This is a genomic window from Lactobacillus acidophilus (assembly GCF_034298135.1).
In the GTDB taxonomy this organism is placed as follows: domain Bacteria; phylum Bacillota; class Bacilli; order Lactobacillales; family Lactobacillaceae; genus Lactobacillus; species Lactobacillus acidophilus.
This window is the reverse complement of record NZ_CP139575.1, coordinates 820866-837822: the sequence shown is the minus strand read 5'-3', so window position 1 is coordinate 837822 and position 16957 is coordinate 820866. Positions and strand designations below refer to the sequence as shown.

The following is a 16957-nucleotide window of genomic DNA, read 5'->3' as shown; positions in this document are numbered from 1 at the left end:
AAGTTATGGCTAAAAAAACATTAATTTTATATTATTCTTGGTCTGGTGAAACCAAGAAAATGGCGGAAAAGATCAATAGTGAAATTAAAGATAGCGAGCTCAAAGAAGTAAAAGTATCTGAAGGAACTTTTGATGCTGATATGTATAAGACTTCAGATATCGCATTAGATCAAATTCAAGGAAATAAGGATTTTCCAGAAATCCAATTAGATAATATAGATTATAATAATTATGATTTAATCTTAATTGGTAGTCCAGTTTGGTCAGGCTATCCTGCAACTCCAATCAAAACTTTACTTGATCAAATGAAGAATTATAGAGGCGAAGTTGCATCATTCTTTACTTCAGCTGGAACAAATCATAAAGCATATGTTAGTCACTTTAATGAATGGGCAGATGGTTTGAATGTTATTGGTGTGGCTAGAGATGATAGTGAAGTTGATAAATGGAGTAAATAATTTAAATAGTTAATCACTATAGAAGAGTCATGATTTTTCATGACTTTTTATTTTGCTAGAAAGGGATAATTAATGACAATTCCGAATCAAATTGAAGTACGTGGCGGTCGTGTTCATAATTTAAAAAATATTGATGTTGATATTCCATTAAATAAATTCGTAGCAATTTCTGGATTATCTGGTTCTGGTAAATCTTCTTTAGCAATGGGGATTTTGTATGAAGAAGGATCACGGCGATATTTGGATGCGTTATCTACATATATGCGCAGAAGAATTAAACAAGGAAGTCAGGTGGATGTAACCTCCGTTAAGCATATCCCATCTGCTCTAGCATTACGTCAAAGACCAAGTGTTCCTAATGAGCGAGCCACTGTAGGAACAATGAGCGAAACTTTCAATATATTACGTCTTATTTTTTCACGGTTGGGCTCACCTGTTTGTCCTAATGGGCACAGATTAAAGCCCAGTTTAAAAATTGCGGAATCAATGAGTCTGTCAGGTGAAAAAATGGGTCAGTTAACTTGTCCTGTATGTGGCGAAAATTTTTATGCTCCAAGTGCAGAACAGTTTGCATTTAATTCTGAGGGTGCATGTATAGAGTGTGGTGGGACTGGTAAAGTTCGCCAACTTGATGAAGATAAACTTATCGCTGATGAAAATCTTTCTATTAAAGAGGGGGCTGTTGCATCATGGAGTTTACCTGGCAGAAACTTTATGCCTAATGTTGCTGAATATGCTGGGGTTAGAATTGATATTCCGTATAAAGATCTGACTGCTAAAGAAAAAGATTTTGTCTTAAATGGGCCAGAGAAAAAATATAAAATGGATTTCTTATCTGGTACAGGGCGGGTATTTCATGATTTTAACGTGCTTTATGAAAATGCACATCAAGCTGTTTATCGTTCTGCACAAACAAGTAAAAGTGAACGTGCCCAAAAAAGAATTGCAGAATTTTTTACGTATTCAATTTGTCCTGTTTGTCATGGAAGTAGATTAAAGCCAGAATTGTTAAAGCAATGGGTAGGAAATAGTAACATCAATCAAGTTTCTCAAAAACAATTAGGTGAGTTACCTACTTGGGCAGATCAAATTCAAGCAGAGTTACCCGCTAATATGCATAAAATGGCACATGCCTTATTTGCAGAATTTTTAGATAATCTTCAACCATTATTAGATTTAGGTTTAGATTATCTAACTATGGCTAGAAATGGAAATACTTTATCTACTGGCGAACTTCAAAGGATTCAATTGGCGAGAACCTTACGTACAGAAACAACTGGAGTTTTATATGTACTTGATGAGCCATCAATAGGCCTTCATCCAGCTAATGTTGCAGGACTAATTAAGGTGCTACGTAAGTTAGTAAATCAAGGAAATTCTCTAGTAGTTGTTGATCATAATGTAGATATTATTGCAGCTGCTGATGAGGTAATTGAAATAGGACCAGGTTCTGGAGAAAAGGGCGGTCAAATTCTTGATCATGGACCAATAAGTACTATCAAGAATGATCAACAGTCTTTAATTCGACCATATCTTGATGGTAGTGCTCAGCTTCTTGCCAGAAAAATAGCTAATCAAATTAATAATGATGGCATTTCATTTGAAGTCAAAAATTATTTTAATTTAAAAGATATTAAAGCAAATATACCGTTAAATCAATTGACTGCAGTGACGGGTTTTTCTGGTGCAGGTAAAACTTCTTTAATTTTGGATAGTTTAGTACCCGCTATTAAAGCCGAAAGTAAAAATGAAAAGTTACCTAAACAAATCATTAATTTTTCTGCACCTGTTTCAAATGTGGTTGGTGTTGATGCATCCCCGATTGGTAAGAGTACCCGTTCAACTGTAGCTACGTATACTTCAATTATGAATAACTTGCGGCGTTTGTTTGCAAGTCAGCCACTAGCTAAAGAGAAACATTTTACTCCAACTTATTTTTCATATAATAACAAGCAAGGAGCATGTCCAACTTGTGGTGGGACGGGAATTGTTACATTAGATATTCAATTTTTGCCTGATATGCAACAGGTTTGCCCAACTTGTCATGGTGATCGTTATAATCAAAAAGTGCAGCAAGTTAAATGGCAGGGGATGTCTATTGTAGACATTTTAAATTTAGATATTGAAGGGGCATTACCTTTATTTAAAAGGGTTCCTAAGATTGAACGTGAATTAAAATTATTAAAAGAAGTGGGACTAGATTATTTACATCTAGGTGAAAGTACTCCGACTTTATCTGGTGGAGAAGCTCAGCGTTTAAAATTAGTTACACATTTGAGTCACAAACAATCAGATACTTTATTTGTTTTTGATGAACCAACAATTGGTCTTCATCCATTAGATGTTAAGACATTAGTTAAAGTGATGCAGAAGTTGCTTGATCAGGGTGCAACTTTGATTACGATTACACACGATTTAAATTTAATTGCTAATTGCGATTATATTATTGATTTGGGACCACAAGGTGGTAATAATGGTGGTCAAATTGTAGCAAGTGGTAGAGTTATGGATTTGATTAAAGATCCACATAGTTTAACAACACAATATCTAGCTGTTTATTGCGGAAAATTTGATATGTTTAAAGATAATAATTGATTTATTAGCTTAATTAATATAAAATTAAATAAAAATTAATTAATTATATTTTACTGTGAAAAAGGTGAATATATGAATTTAGTTAATCAAGCTCGCAATTTTGGGCTAATATTAGATGGTGCAATGTCTACGGCCCTTGAAAAACAAGGCGTTAATACTAATAATGACTTGTGGACAGCGGTAGCATTAGAAAATGATTTGGATAAAGTTTATAAAGTACACATGAATTATTTTAAAAGCGGAGCACAAATGACCATTACGAATACTTACCAGGCAAACGTGCAAGCTTTTAAAAAACATGGCTATAGTGATGAACATACTAAAAAATTAATTACTGATGCTGTACAAATAGCTAAAAAAGCTCGTGATGATTATCAAACGCAAACTGGTAAGCATAATTGGGTTGCTGCATCTGTTGGCCCATATGGTGCATATCTTAGTGATGGGGATGAATTTCGTGGAGATTATTCATTGACCCCTAAAGAATATTTAGCTTTTCACTTACCAAGATTAAAGATTTTACTAGAAAATAAACCAGATTGTTTAGCAATTGAAACTCAACCTAAGTTAGATGAAGTTATTGCAATTTTAGATTGGTTGAAAGAGTATGCTAATCAGATACCTGTATATGTAACATTCACTTTACATGATACAACCAAAATTAGTGATGGTACTCCTTTGAAAAAAGTAATGCAAAAGCTCAATGAGTATGAACAAGTTTTTGCTGTTGGTGCAAATTGCTTTAAACCATTTTTAGCAACTACTGCAATTGATCGAATGCGAATGTTCACTCAAAAAACAATTATAGTCTATCCAAATTTGGGTGGTGTTTACGATGAATTTGAACGAAATTGGATTCCGTTCAATGCCGACTTAGATTTCACTAAACTCAGTAAAGAATGGTATAAACATGGAGCACATATTATTGGAGGATGCTGTTCAACCGGTACAAAACAAATTCAACAAATTGCTACCTTTTTCCAAACTATTAGATCTACAAATTAGTCGATAGAAAATTATAAAATTTAATTTTTTAAACTTATTAAGAAATATTTTAAATTATTGAAATATTTTTCTTTATATTTTCCTTGTTATCTGTTATCATAATGTCGGAGCGTGTGATGAGCGCTCCGAGGATGAAAAGGCTAGGCAAGGTGTCTCTTATGACATTTGCTGATAGGAAGAAATTTGAAGGTGTAGAAAAGCCATTAAGGACATTTTCCTTAGTGACTTTTTCTTTTTGGTTATAATACCCAATAAAAAACGATAGCTGTGAAGTTAAGGGAGCTTCAGTAGCTATCGTTTTTTATCTTAAAAATTATTTTTTGAAGTTTGCGGTGTAACTTTATCCCAAATTGCATCAACAATTCCGATCCACATAGCACCTAATGCTACTGAACCACAAACATCAGATGGGAAGTGTGCATACACGTAAACTCTTGAAATCATAACTAAAATTAACCAGATTACTAATAGTACATCTAACCAAATTCTAGTTGTTTTATTTTTGACTAGTGCTGGAATCAAGATGAGCATTAACCAAAAGACAATAATTGACATTCCTAAAGTGTGTCCACTTGGAAAACTGAATCCATCATCAACTGCTAAGTGTCGAACAGGACGAGCACGTTGAATAACATGTTTAACCACCCAGCCAAATGCATCAGCAGTAATTAAAGAAATTACAATGCTGAGCGAGAGTGGGCGCTGCTTTTTAATCCATAAAATAATGGCAATTAACAACATCCAAACCAGATCAACTTTGGTATCGGCTAAGAACGTAATCTTAAGCATAATTCCTTTTAGGCCAGGAATTGTGTGTACGAGTTGTTCAAAGAAATTGTCGAATCCATTGATCCAGCTTGCATGCATCATAATTGAGATTGCCAAGATTAAAAAGATAGGCAATCCTATGCAAATAGCTGTAATATTTTTCTTTCGCATTTTTTCCTCTATAACCTTTAATTTTTAACGACATTAAAAGTTTATCATAGAATAGATATTAAAGAACAATTTTATTGGAACGGAACTTTATTATGATAATTAAAGAAGTAAAACAAAATAAGAAAAAATATTTATCTTTATTGCTTTTAGCTGATGAACAAGAAAATATGATTGATAAATATCTTGAACGTGGGACTATGTATATTCTAATTGATAGAAATGAAGTTATAAGTGAATGTGTTGTTACAAACGAAGACAAGATTTTAGAAATAAAAAATATTGCTACAGTTCCTGATTATCAAGGTCAAGGTTATGCCAAAAAATTAATTAATTTTTTATGTGAAAGATATAAAACTCAATATAAATTTCTGCAGGTAGGAACAGGTGATAGTCCTCTGACAATTCCCTTTTATGAAAAATGTGGTTTTAAAAGGTCTCATAGAGTTCATAATTTTTTATTGATAATTATGATCATCCAATAGTTGAATGTGGTAAAAGATTGATTGATATGATTTATTTAAAAAAATATAAATTATTAAAAAAATTAATTATTATGATATTTTTTTAAATCTGTAACTACAATGAAAAAAATAAATGCTAATATTAATCCTATAAAGATTAACATTTCTGGGGGCCTTTAAAACGAAAAAGATAAATTTAAAAAGGAATTTAATGAAAGCAGCAGCTTCATTGACAGTAATTGCTTCATTGCCAATGGGAGTTTTGGCAAATACCAAAACTGTACATGCTGCATATGATCAAAGTGAAATGCGTAGTTTTGTTAGAAGAACAATAGCTAATTATTATGCCCGTGGGACTACCGTCATTATTAAAGATGGTCATGCTCAACAAATTAGTTATGGTTATGGCTATTACGGTAAAAGGTTAGGTGCTGGTAATAGCAAGGTTGTTTATCCAGTATGTTCTTTGCAAAAAGTGATTACAGGAGCTATTATCACCCAATTGATTTATGCAGGAAAGTTTAATCAAGATACTAAGATTTCAACATGGTATCCTAACCTAAAAGGTGCATCCAATATTACTGTAGGAAACTTGATGACACACACTTCTGGATTGAAAGCAGCCGATACTGAAGTTAATCGTAGACGTATGTATTCTGAAGAGGACGCTATTAATTGGGTTGTTGATCGATTAAATGAAACCTCCCAAAATAATCCAGGTAATTTTTCATATAATAATACCAATTATATTTTGTTAGCGGGGATTATCCGTAAAGTAACGGGTCAATCTTATAAGCAAAATGTTCAAGAAAGAATTATTAGTCCTCTTAATTTGAAGCGGACATATTTCTTAGAAGATATTCCTGCGGGTATGACTGATGGTATTTCGTATACCTGGAATGCTAAGAATTATCAATGGGCGCAATATGTAAAAAAACAACAAGCTTCCCAATTAGTAGGTGCTGGCAATTTATTCTCAACACCAATGGATTATTACCGAATTCAAGTTGGCTTAACTAATGGTAAAATTTTAAATCAAGCTGAATTCAACTATATGACTCATTTGAGTTCAAGATCCAGCAATGGGTATTCCGGTGGGTTATATATGAAAAATAATGATAATTTAAAATTAGCATATGGTAACTTGTATAACACCCACTTTGGTAATTGGATTCAAATGACTTCTGATAATAGGAATGGTTTGATTATGTTCTTAAATCAGACTCAAAATGATGAAGCTAGAAATAAGACTATTGGTTATCAAATTTTAAATCATATTCAACCTAATACATTTAGTGCAAAATAGAATTTAATAATTTTTCCTGCAATTAACTTATGTTAAGCTAATAGCAGGATTTTTTTGATTGGGGTGAAAGTTAAAGTGATAAATGGAGGAGTGTTAATTAGTCAAGATTTATCTTGTGCAGGTCAAGTGTCAACATCAGTAGCTTTACCTATTCTTGGTGCATGTGGTGCCAGACCGACAGTTTTACCGACAGCAATTTTATCAACACATACTGGCTTTAAAGATAATACTTATCTTGACTTAAGTAATGAAATGTCTAGGATTATGTCCCATTGGCAAAAGATTGATTTGGAATTTAAAGCTATATATTTGGGCTATTTAGGTAAAGAAGCATTAGATTTTTGGATTAAAAATATTGAACAAATAATACGTACAAATCAAGTTGTTTTAATTGACCCAGCAATGGCGGATCATGGAAAGATGTATCGAGGCTTAGATACTGATTACATAAAAAAGATGCGTCAATTGATTTTTAAAGCGACAATTTTAACACCTAATATAACTGAAGCTGCGTTTCTATTAAATGAAGATATACCAGAAAATTCATTGGAGAAAGCGCAAGTATTAGCTGAAAAATTAGTGCAAAGATTTGCAATTCCTAATGTAATTATCACAGGAATTACATTGTCTAAAGATAAAATAGGCGAAGTGGGAATAACCAAAGAAGGAAAATGGTCTATTATTCAAGAAAAAATGCCAGGTGATTTTTTTGGAACAGGTGATATGTTTGCGAGTGCATTTTTAGCAGCAGTGTTATATGGGAAAAATTTAGAAAAAAGTTGTGCAATTGCAGCAGAATTTGTTAAATTAGCCATTATTGATATGGATCAAAAATTAGAATCCTTATTTGGACCTAATTATGCTGCTGGTTTACCATGGTTATTAAGTGAGTTAGAAAAGTAGGGTAATAGATATCATGGAAAGAGATAAGAATTCATTACAAGCATTAGTTTTAACAGGGTTGTTTGCCGCAATTATTTACATTGGTATTTGGGTAATTCGTATTCCAGTACCAGCAATGGTAGGACGTCCGTTTATCCATTTTGGTAACACATTAACCGCTGTAGCTATTTTATATTTAGGCTACCGCAATGGAATGATTGCAGGAATTATCGGTTTAGGTGGATTTGATTTACTAAATGGTTATGCTGCAACTTCCTGGTTAACGATGCTTGAAGTAGTAGTAGTAGCTTCTGTTTTAACCGCAGTTTTTAAAGGGATGAATTACCGAGATAGTAAGAAAAATATTATCATTTTGGGGATTATCGCAGGTGTTACTAAGATCTTTACTACATATTGCGTATCAATTGTTGAAGCACTAATGGTTGGTACGAGTCTTCAAGTTGCTTATATAGGTGCGTTTGTTAGTTTACCTGCTACAGTGATTAATTCAATTTCTACTGCAATTTGTACGCCAATTTTATATTTTGCGGTAAAAGATGCTGGAAAATTGATTTTGAAAAAAGCAAAATAATTTCTATTTGTTACATACAATACAAACAATAGATTTTACACTATTTATATTGGGTGCTATATTTAAATCATTAGTTTAATTCAAATAAAGGCAGGATAGATGTATGAATGAAGATCTTAAAAAGAAAAATAAGAGAAATAATCTGATCTTGTTAGTAGTTGGAATTGTAATCATTATTTCGGTGGTTGCAGGATTTGCTATACATAATCATCGTGTTACTACTCAAGCGGCAGCAGAGAAATTTGCTCAAACACACTTTAATCCTAATGTGAAAATTGATGGGGTAAAGGTAGGAAAATTGACTGTCACTAAGGCAATGAATAAGGTTAATAAAAATGCCAAAAACCAAGTTCAGTTAAAAAATAATGAATTAGTTTATAGCTACAATACAAATATTCAAACCATTAATAAGGCAGAGACACAAGCACTTTTTAAAAAGCAACAAACGAAAACTCCATCTGATAAGAAATATAAGTTTACTACTGAAGATTTAACTATTGCTAAAGACAAGTTAAATGCACTGAAAAAGGCAACCTTAAATTATAAGATTAATGGTAAAACTTATGTTTTAAAAGCTAGAGATTTATTGAACAATGTTACCTATCAAAATGATAGATATCAGTATGGTGACACTGCTAAATTAACTGCTAGATTAAATCAAATTAATAAAGAAGTTTCTACTCTGCATAAGAGTTATAAATTTACTGTACCTGTTAATAATAAAGTTAAAGGCAAAACAATCACTATTAAGAATAAAACTTGGGGTTGGGGTATTTATGTAAAAAAGGCTCAGCGTTTAATTTTGGATGCTTTTTCTAAAGGTAAAAAAGATTTCAATGGTGCAGATGCAATATATGGTTTAGGCTATAGCACTTATGCTCATGGCTATGGTAAATCAAACAGCGAAATCGGTGATACTTATGCCGTAGTTTCTTTAAAGAAACAAGAAGTATGGCTAATTAGAAAGGGTAAGTTAGCAGTCCATTTGAGAGATGTTGTTACTGGCACAATGGAAGGTAGCAAGAGTAATCAAACTCCACGTGGAGTTTGGTATATCCATTACAAAGAATCACCAAGTACCTTACGTGGAACTAATGATGATGGTTCAAGTTATGCTTCGCCAGTTAAGTATTGGATGCCATTTACTTTAAGCGGTTGTGGTTTCCATGATGCAAGTTGGAGAACTGACTGGAGTAAGACGGCTTATTTAAAGGGTGGATCACATGGCTGTGTAAATGTAAAGCCAAGTGAAATTAGAAGTGTTTGGAACAATATTTCTAAAAATGAACCAGTTATTATTTATGAATAAAATAGATTTAAAAGCTCATAATAAAATGAGCTTTTTTATTTTTGATTAGTAATTTTGTTTACAAATGGATAATAAAACCAGTATCATTGTATTAAAAGGCATAAAATTAAGAAGGATATAGCAATGAAGATAAATTTTAATTTTATTAAAAAAAGTCAGTTGCTGAAACAGTATGCCAATCAAATACAATCCATATTCATTCTCTATGATAAAAACGATTACGGTAAAGCCGTTAAGATAGTTGGCTCAATTTTTAATAGTATTATGGATACTCTCTTAAATATTGAGAATATTAAAGATAAAAATTGGGAAAACTTTAAGCAGATGCATATATATCCTGAAGCTATTCTTAATGATATTGCAATTATTGTTCATGGTAGTAAAGTTGCATCTAATGATGAGTCAATTACAAAGCAAGATTTTTTAACTCAACTTACAAGTTTACATGATTTTTTAGCTTACATAGTGAACGTGTATGAAGATGGTAAGGTAAAGTATTGGGATGCACAGCTAGCTTATAAAAGTAACTTAGATAAAGATAATTTATTTAAGCCACGTAAAGTAAACTTACCGGTTTCAGATAAAATTATTGATCAGGGACTAGATTTAAATTTTAATAGTGAAAAAATAGATAAAAAGTCAACGACATTTAAAGCTAAACAGATAGATAAAACTAGTGATATTGAAAAAAATAAAATTATTACTAAGCCGCTTGTTAAGCAAGTAGCCGATAAGCAAAAGCCAAAAGATAAAACCAAAAACCATAAAAAATCTAGAGTATTTAAGACTATCATCATGATTAGTATTTTGGTAATTATCGTAGGAAGCGGCTTTGCGATTAGTAAGCTATTAAATACTAATACTCATCCTAAGACTGTTGTTTCAGATACTAAAGTTTCTCGAAAAATCAATAAAAAGAAAATTGAAAAAGCAAAAAAGCTCGCATTGCAAAAAAAGAAAAAAGAAGAAAAATTAAAACGAGAAAAAGCTCGTAAAGAAAATTGGATTTCAGGGAGTATATATAGTCTAAACATTAAAACAAAAAGTATATCTGGAACTATTAATAATAAAATTAAGAAGCGCAATTTGGCCTTGCCTAACCCACAGCTAAATCAAAAGGTTTATATTGCATTTAATCCTAATTATATGGATAAAAAATTTATCAGTATAACTAATTGGAAAAAAGCTAAACAGGTAGTCAAAGATCAAAACAGTTTTAATAAATTGGCAACAAAGTCAAAAAATACTGAATATCAATTTAACGAAAATAAATTAACTATGAATATATCTGGACTTAAATGGAATTATCCAATGAGTCCATACAATGCAATTCAGTTAAGTAGACAAGGACGTAGAAAAGTAAATAATATATTTGCCAGGGCAGTAACTGATGCCAAATTAAACAAAAAAACAGGTAGAAATACTTTTATACTGACAAAAAAATTAAGTGGTAAAGATTACTCAAATACAAGTTGGGACAATTACCGTGCTAATTATAAAATTCAAGTTAGCTTTAATAAGGTTAAGTAAAAATACATTTATTACTTAACAAATAAGAAAAATAGAACTATCATAACCAATGGCTGGACGAAATATCCTTCCTCCTTAAAGAAGTGATTATAATCTATTTTCTTCATTTAAAAATCTTGCTAAAAGAGTATCTGTAAATATTTTTACGGATGCTCTTTTTATTATGATGATAATTAGAATTTTTACTTAGTACCTGGACGTTGTTTCTTTTCAACTTTTTTACCCATGGTCATATTATCATTATAGCCCCAAACCCAGGTAACAATGAATGCAACCACAATAGAAACAGCACTAGCGATTAAGAATGTGTAGAAACTGTTTAGTTGAGTAGGATGAGCCGGATTGAAGAAACTAGAAAATCCAATTAGACCACCAGTAAAACCGTACATTGTACCATGCATAAGACCGGTTACAAGACCACCAAATGCTGAACCGACACAGCCTGAAGCAAAAACTTTCTTGTATCTTAAGTTAATTCCATAAATCGCTGGTTCGGTAACACCGCAGAATGCTGAGATAGCAGCTGCAATACCTAATTCTTTCATGTCAGCCTTCTTTGACTTAACTGCAACAGCTAAAACGGCAGCACCTTGAGCGATCATAGTTGAACAAATAATTGCATTTAATGAACTTTGACCAGTAGAAGCAATTTGTTGAGCGACCAGTGGTACAACACCCCAGTGAAGACCGAAGATAACAAGTAGTTGGTAAAAGGCACCGATTACTAAGCCGCCGATCCAACCTGATGATGATACTAACCAATTAATAAATACTGCGATGCCGTTAGCAGCACCTTGAATAACTGGCCCCGTAATTACTAAAGTGATGGTTGATACAGCTAAAATAGTAATTAATGGTACGAAAATCATTTGTAAATAGCTTGGTAAAATTTTCTTAAGCCAATCTTCGCATTTAGCAGCAAGCCATGCAGCCAAGATCATTGGAAAGATTGAGTAACTGTAGTTTAAGAATTGGAAGTTCCAATTACCTAGATTAAACATCATCTTACCCGCAGTACCCCAACTAATCATTTGGGGATAAGTAATAAAACCACCAATTACAGCTGCAATAATTGGATCACTATTAAGTCGTTTAGCAGCCGAGAATCCAACTAAAATTGGTAGGAAGAAGAATGCTGAGTCAGCCATTGCACTAACTGTTATATAGACAGGACTTTTAACGTTTAATAATGCTCCAAGTTGTGGAAGAGTGAGTAAAGCCAAAAATCCTTTAATAATACCTGATGCAGCGATTACGCCAATTACTGGACTCATTGAACCAGTAATAAAGCCGATCAAGTTGCCAAATGCCTTTGAAACAGGATTACGGTCATCATTTTCATTAGTTTGTGGAGCAGGTTGATCACTTAAATTAGGAAGCTGTTTCATTACTGCATCATAAACATTAGTAACTTCATTTCCGATAACAACTTGATATTGACCACCAGCATGCATAACATCAAGAATACCACGTTGATTCTTTAATGCTTCGTCATTAGCTTTACTTTCATCTTTCAAGTAGAAGCGTAGACGAGTGATACAGTGAATTAAATTGTTAATATTATCTTTGCCCCCAACATTTTTTATGATAAAAGTTGCCAGTTCATCATATGAAAGCTTTTGATTTGAGGTATTCTTTTGTTCTACTTTTAGGTATGCATGAGCTATAACGTCGCCAGTTCTAGCAGGACCTTCAGAAACGTCTAAACCCTCAAGCTTATCATTTGAGTTTGTGATTAAAACCATAATGGTAGTATCAAGATTGCTACTTTTAATGGCTTTAAGATTCATTGTGGCAATATCTTGCCCGGCTTCAATAGTTTGACCATTTTTAACTAAAACTTCAAAAGGCTCTCCCTTAAGACTAACTGTATCAACTCCCATGTGAACTAATACTTCAAGCCCATCATCTGTGGTTATTCCAATAGCATGTTTAGTATCTGCAATCATTGAAACTTTTCCACTTATTGGTGCAACAACTTCACCATCAGATGGTGTAAGACCAAATCCTTGTCCCATTGCACCTTTACTAAAGATTGGATCACTTGTTTTACTTAATGCAATTACTTCACCGCTTGCGGGAGCGAGAATTGCAATTTCATTGTTTTCATTCATTGTTTTTCTCCTGTATAAAGCGTTTTCATTAGATTTAGCTATTATATTAAACTTGTATATACAAGTTGTCAATATATTTTTTGAAAGCGATCACAATATTTACTTTATAGTAACTTAAATTATGCTTTACTTGTCTATACATTTATGAATATAATAAATGTACAAAGAAAGGAAAGACATAAATGACGGAATCAAAATCAGACATTATTGCACAAGATATTGCTGCTAAAATACAGCATCAACAATTTAAAGCTGGTGAGTTACTTCCAAGTGAGAGTCAATTAACAACACTATATGGTACATCTCGCGAGACAGTTCGTAAGGCGTTGAATCAATTAACTGCGTTGGGTCTAATACAAAAAATACGTGGAAAAGGTTCAATAGTTTTAAATTTAGAAAAATATTCTTTTCCTATTTCTGGAATTACTAGTTTCGCTGAATTGAATAAATCTTTAAACATGCATGCAGAAACAAAAGTAATCACATTAAAAAAGATGGTTGATTTACCAGAATTTTTTAAGGAAAAATTTCCAGAGCAAAAAAGGCAACCAGGAATCTATGTTGAAAGATTGCGTGTAGTTAATAATGAGCCTGTCGTATTAGATTGTGATTATTTGTTTTCACCACCAATTGATGAATTACCAAAAGAGGCAGCAGAAAAATCTATTTATGATTATATTGAAAATAAACTTAAATTAGATATTTCATATGCTACAAAGGTAATTACAGTTGAAAAAATTGATGATAAATTTAAAAAGTTATTACAACTGGATGATAGTTTAGCTGTATTAGTAGCCAGTCATAATTTCTTGAATGACACTACGTTATTCCAATTGACATTATCTTTCCATAATCCAAGTAAATTTAAATTTGTTGATTTTGCAAGAAGACAGAAGATTAAATTGTAAGGAGAAAAGTATGATTAATTTAGGCAAAAAAATAATTTATCAAATTTATCCTAAATCTTTCTATGATTCAAATGGCGATGGGGTAGGAGATCTTCAAGGAATCATTCAAAAGATTGATTATATTAAGAAGTTAAATGTAGACATGATCTGGTTTAATCCATTTTTTGTTTCACCGCAAAATGATAATGGTTATGATATTGCTGATTATTACAACATTGATCCTCGCTTTGGTACAATGGCTGATTTTGAGAAATTGGTAAAGAAGCTGAAAGAAATCGGTGTGGGTGTAATGCTAGATATGGTGCTCAATCACTGCTCAACTGAAAATATTTGGTTTAAAAAAGCACTTGCTGGCAATGAAAAGTATCGTAAATTTTTCTACTTGAGAAAAGGAAAAAACGGAGGTTTACCTAATAATTGGCAAAGTAAATTCGGTGGTACTGCTTGGTCAAAATTTGGTGATACCGATTACTACTACCTTCACTTGTATGATCCAACTCAAGCAGATCTTGATTGGCATAATCCTGAAGTTCGTAAAGAATTATTTAAAGTGGTTAACTTTTGGCGTAGTAAAGGTGTCCATGGCTTCCGCTTTGATGTAATTAATGTTACGGGTAAAGCGGAAAAACTAGTTGATTCAACAGATCCTGTAGAAGAAAAGAGTTTGTACACTGATACTCCAATTGTTCATAAATACTTAAAAGAGCTTAATGCTGCAACTTTTGGTCAAGACCCTGAATCAATTACTGTGGGAGAAATGTCATCAACGACGATTGCCAACTCAATTGAATATTCAAAACCAAGTGAACATGAATTATCAATGGTTTTCACTTTCCATCATTTGAAAGTTGACTATCAGGATGGTGAAAAGTGGTCTAAGATGCCATTTGATTTTATGAAATTAAAGGAATTATTCACTGAATGGCAAGAAAAAATGGATCAAGGTGATGGCTGGAACGCATTATTCTGGGACAATCATGATCAGCCTTGGGCATTAACTAGATTTGGTGATACTGGTAAGTATCGTGGAAAGTCAGCTGAAATGCTTGCCACAGCAACTCATCTTATGCGGGGAACACCATATATTTATATGGGTGAAGAAATTGGTATGATTGATCCTGATTATTCTTCAATGGATGATTACGTAGATGTTGAGGCCAAGAATGCTTTTAAGGCTTTAACTAAAAAAGGTTTGAGTGATAAAGAAGCTTTTGAAATAGTTAAATCAAAAGCTCGTGACAATTCACGTGTACCAATGCATTGGAATAGTGAAAAATATGCAGGTTTTAGTGAACATAAGCCGTGGCTCATACCAACTGATCAAGAAAAAATTAATGTTGAAGAGGAATTAGCACATGGTGAAATTTTTAATTACTATCAAAAGTTAATTAAGCTGCGTAGAAGCGAAGATTTAATCTCTGATGGTCATATTAAGATGTTCTTGAAAGATGATCCGCAGGTTTTTGCTTATGAACGCTACTTAAAAGATAGTGATAAAAAGTTATTGGTATTTACTAACTTCTATGGTAAAGAACATAGTGTTAAATTACCCGAAGAATATCAAAACAAAGAATACCAAGTTTTAATTAACAATTATGATACTAAAGATAGCCAATTAACCGATGAAATTATATTGAAGCCATATGAAGCATTAGCTATTAAAATTAAACAATAAGATAGAAAAAAGTAGTTAACTTAATAAGGCGAACAGACAAATTATTACATCTTATTTTATGACTTTAGAAACACATGCTTGCTATAGTTTTGATAAAAATTTTGAAGTAGTATAGAGAGAAGTAAAAAGAAGTTTAGTCTTAAACAGACTAGACTTCTTTTTTACTTTAAGGTCAGATTTTCTAAATTACCTAAGGCTATTTTGGCTGAACGTGCAACATTTAATGTTTTACCGTAACTGCGATATTCTTGTCTCATTTTTATTAATTCTGAGGGATGCTCGAACCAGTAATCAATTTTTTGAGCAAGAGCTCTACTGTCTCCAGCAGAGAAACGATTATTTTCGCTTAAAGCATAGCTAACAGTAGAAGATAACGAACTATCAGCAATTACAGATACACAGCCACTAGAAAAAGCTTCCATGCAAGCCATTCCCTCTATTTCTACATCAGCACAGTGCACAACCAAATCGGTCTGAAACATAATTTCTTTCAAATCTGCTGGAGCAAAATAGCGCATGATAGGTTTCTTAGGAAGCTGTTTAGCTAATTTGGCATATTCCTTTTCTAAAGGTCCTTGTCCAGCAAAAATAAGACGGATTTCAGAAGTATGTTTGGATAGCTGCATTGCTTTGAATAAAGTTTCTTGTCGTTTTTCGTGTGAAAATCTTCCGATACATAAAATAGTGAAGGGGTGTCCAACTTTTTCTTTGTGCGGATTTTGAATAAACTTTTCGCTGATACCGTTTGAAACAATAAATAGCTTCTGTTTGAAATGATTTTTCTTTAACCATTTAGCTACTTTAGGTGTAGGAACTTGTAATGCAGTACAATTTTTAAATGATTTTACTTTGAAGAAAGTCATAAAGCACCAATTGCCAAATTGATTATTCAAAATTGGCACCGAAGTAGTAATGTTTTGTGGATATATATGAAAGGTACCTATTACAGGTTTATTTTGTTTCTTAGCAAGTTTTGCCGCACGCCATGAAACAGGAAAGGGGGTTTCAACTTGAATAACGTCTGCCCAACTAACTGCTTCTTTTAAAGTCTTTCTGATTGGTTTAGCAAAGCGAAAACCTTGTTTTTCAATTAAACTATGAATAAACGGAAGATTAATTTTTAGCTCAGGTACAGGATAATTTGCATCTTTTCCTGTAGAAATAATGCGTACTTCTTGTCCTA

General features: G+C 32.5%; 14 protein-coding genes. 11 read left to right on the top strand and 3 right to left on the bottom strand.

Features of this window, described 5'->3' with window-relative positions:
• The first annotated feature begins 5 nt into the window (after positions 1-5).
• The 3 genes from SO785_RS03710 (at position 6) to mmuM (ending at position 4058) form a co-directional block, all read left to right on the top strand.
• Positions 6-458: a flavodoxin family protein gene (locus tag SO785_RS03710; RefSeq protein WP_003547179.1), complete on the top strand. Its 453-nt coding sequence runs from the start codon at positions 6-8 to the stop codon at positions 456-458.
• Between the two features lie 72 nt (positions 459-530).
• The gene (locus SO785_RS03705; RefSeq protein ID WP_003547181.1) at positions 531-3053 is read left to right on the top strand and encodes an AAA family ATPase; all 2523 of its coding nucleotides are present in this window, start codon (positions 531-533) and stop codon (positions 3051-3053) included.
• 72 nt (positions 3054-3125) lie between these two features.
• Positions 3126-4058: a homocysteine S-methyltransferase gene (gene mmuM / locus SO785_RS03700; RefSeq protein ID WP_003547183.1), complete on the top strand. Its 933-nt coding sequence runs from the start codon at positions 3126-3128 to the stop codon at positions 4056-4058.
• 306 nt (positions 4059-4364) lie between these two features.
• On the opposite strand, the gene SO785_RS03695 is transcribed toward mmuM, so the two are convergent.
• Positions 4365-4997 (bottom strand): phosphatase PAP2 family protein, encoded by a 633-nt coding sequence (locus SO785_RS03695; RefSeq protein ID WP_003547184.1) that lies wholly within the window; start codon positions 4995-4997, stop codon positions 4365-4367.
• Between the two features lie 92 nt (positions 4998-5089).
• Here SO785_RS03695 and SO785_RS03690 point away from each other — a divergent pair, with 92 nt between their 5' ends.
• The 6 genes from SO785_RS03690 to SO785_RS03665 all read left to right on the top strand — a co-directional run bounded on the left by SO785_RS03690 (position 5090) and on the right by SO785_RS03665 (position 11077).
• The gene (locus SO785_RS03690; RefSeq protein ID WP_003547185.1) at positions 5090-5479 is read left to right on the top strand and encodes a GNAT family N-acetyltransferase; all 390 of its coding nucleotides are present in this window, start codon (positions 5090-5092) and stop codon (positions 5477-5479) included.
• Positions 5480-5669: 190 nt separating this feature from the next.
• On the top strand, positions 5670-6764 hold the full coding sequence (locus SO785_RS03685) for a serine hydrolase domain-containing protein (RefSeq protein ID WP_003547186.1): 1095 nt from the start codon (positions 5670-5672) through the stop codon (positions 6762-6764).
• Positions 6765-6818: 54 nt separating this feature from the next.
• A complete protein-coding gene (locus SO785_RS03680; protein WP_011254313.1) occupies positions 6819-7667 on the top strand; it encodes a PfkB family carbohydrate kinase in 849 nt (282 codons plus the stop codon).
• Between the two features lie 13 nt (positions 7668-7680).
• Positions 7681-8238 (top strand): ECF transporter S component, encoded by a 558-nt coding sequence (locus SO785_RS03675; RefSeq protein ID WP_003547188.1) that lies wholly within the window; start codon positions 7681-7683, stop codon positions 8236-8238.
• 103 nt (positions 8239-8341) lie between these two features.
• Positions 8342-9547: a L,D-transpeptidase family protein gene (locus SO785_RS03670; RefSeq protein WP_003547189.1), complete on the top strand. Its 1206-nt coding sequence runs from the start codon at positions 8342-8344 to the stop codon at positions 9545-9547.
• Between the two features lie 123 nt (positions 9548-9670).
• Positions 9671-11077, top strand: coding sequence for a hypothetical protein (locus tag SO785_RS03665; RefSeq protein ID WP_011254314.1), 1407 nt, complete (start codon positions 9671-9673; stop codon positions 11075-11077).
• Positions 11078-11259: 182 nt separating this feature from the next.
• Here SO785_RS03665 and SO785_RS03660 read toward each other — a convergent pair whose 3' ends face one another.
• Entirely contained in the window at positions 11260-13191 is a 1932-nt protein-coding gene (locus tag SO785_RS03660) for a glucose PTS transporter subunit IIA (RefSeq protein ID WP_003547194.1), read from the bottom strand.
• 182 nt (positions 13192-13373) lie between these two features.
• Between SO785_RS03660 and treR the strand changes: the two genes are divergently transcribed.
• A complete protein-coding gene (gene treR, locus SO785_RS03655) occupies positions 13374-14099 on the top strand; it encodes a trehalose operon repressor (RefSeq protein ID WP_003547196.1) in 726 nt (241 codons plus the stop codon).
• 10 nt (positions 14100-14109) lie between these two features.
• Positions 14110-15774 (top strand): alpha,alpha-phosphotrehalase, encoded by a 1665-nt coding sequence (gene treC, locus SO785_RS03650; protein ID WP_011254315.1) that lies wholly within the window; start codon positions 14110-14112, stop codon positions 15772-15774.
• Between the two features lie 161 nt (positions 15775-15935).
• Here treC and SO785_RS03645 read toward each other — a convergent pair whose 3' ends face one another.
• Entirely contained in the window at positions 15936-16937 is a 1002-nt protein-coding gene (locus tag SO785_RS03645; protein WP_229266076.1) for a glycosyltransferase, read from the bottom strand.
• Positions 16938-16957 lie beyond the last annotated feature (20 nt).

Excerpts from the sequence above, each read along its gene's own strand:
- SO785_RS03705 (WP_003547181.1), top strand. The coding sequence starts at position 531 with ATGACAATTCCGAATCAAATTGAAGTACGTGGCGGTCGTGTTCATAAT.
- SO785_RS03690 (WP_003547185.1), top strand. The coding sequence starts at position 5,090 with ATGATAATTAAAGAAGTAAAACAAAATAAGAAAAAATATTTATCTTTA.
- treR (WP_003547196.1), top strand. The coding sequence starts at position 13,374 with ATGACGGAATCAAAATCAGACATTATTGCACAAGATATTGCTGCTAAA.
- SO785_RS03660 (WP_003547194.1), bottom strand. The coding sequence starts at position 13,191 with ATGAATGAAAACAATGAAATTGCAATTCTCGCTCCCGCAAGCGGTGAA.
- SO785_RS03675 (WP_003547188.1), top strand. The coding sequence starts at position 7,681 with ATGGAAAGAGATAAGAATTCATTACAAGCATTAGTTTTAACAGGGTTG.
- SO785_RS03685 (WP_003547186.1), top strand. The coding sequence starts at position 5,670 with ATGAAAGCAGCAGCTTCATTGACAGTAATTGCTTCATTGCCAATGGGA.
- SO785_RS03710 (WP_003547179.1), top strand. The coding sequence starts at position 6 with ATGGCTAAAAAAACATTAATTTTATATTATTCTTGGTCTGGTGAAACC.
- SO785_RS03670 (WP_003547189.1), top strand. The coding sequence starts at position 8,342 with ATGAATGAAGATCTTAAAAAGAAAAATAAGAGAAATAATCTGATCTTG.
- treC (WP_011254315.1), top strand. The coding sequence starts at position 14,110 with ATGATTAATTTAGGCAAAAAAATAATTTATCAAATTTATCCTAAATCT.
- SO785_RS03695 (WP_003547184.1), bottom strand. The coding sequence starts at position 4,997 with ATGCGAAAGAAAAATATTACAGCTATTTGCATAGGATTGCCTATCTTT.
- SO785_RS03665 (WP_011254314.1), top strand. The coding sequence starts at position 9,671 with ATGAAGATAAATTTTAATTTTATTAAAAAAAGTCAGTTGCTGAAACAG.
- mmuM (WP_003547183.1), top strand. The coding sequence starts at position 3,126 with ATGAATTTAGTTAATCAAGCTCGCAATTTTGGGCTAATATTAGATGGT.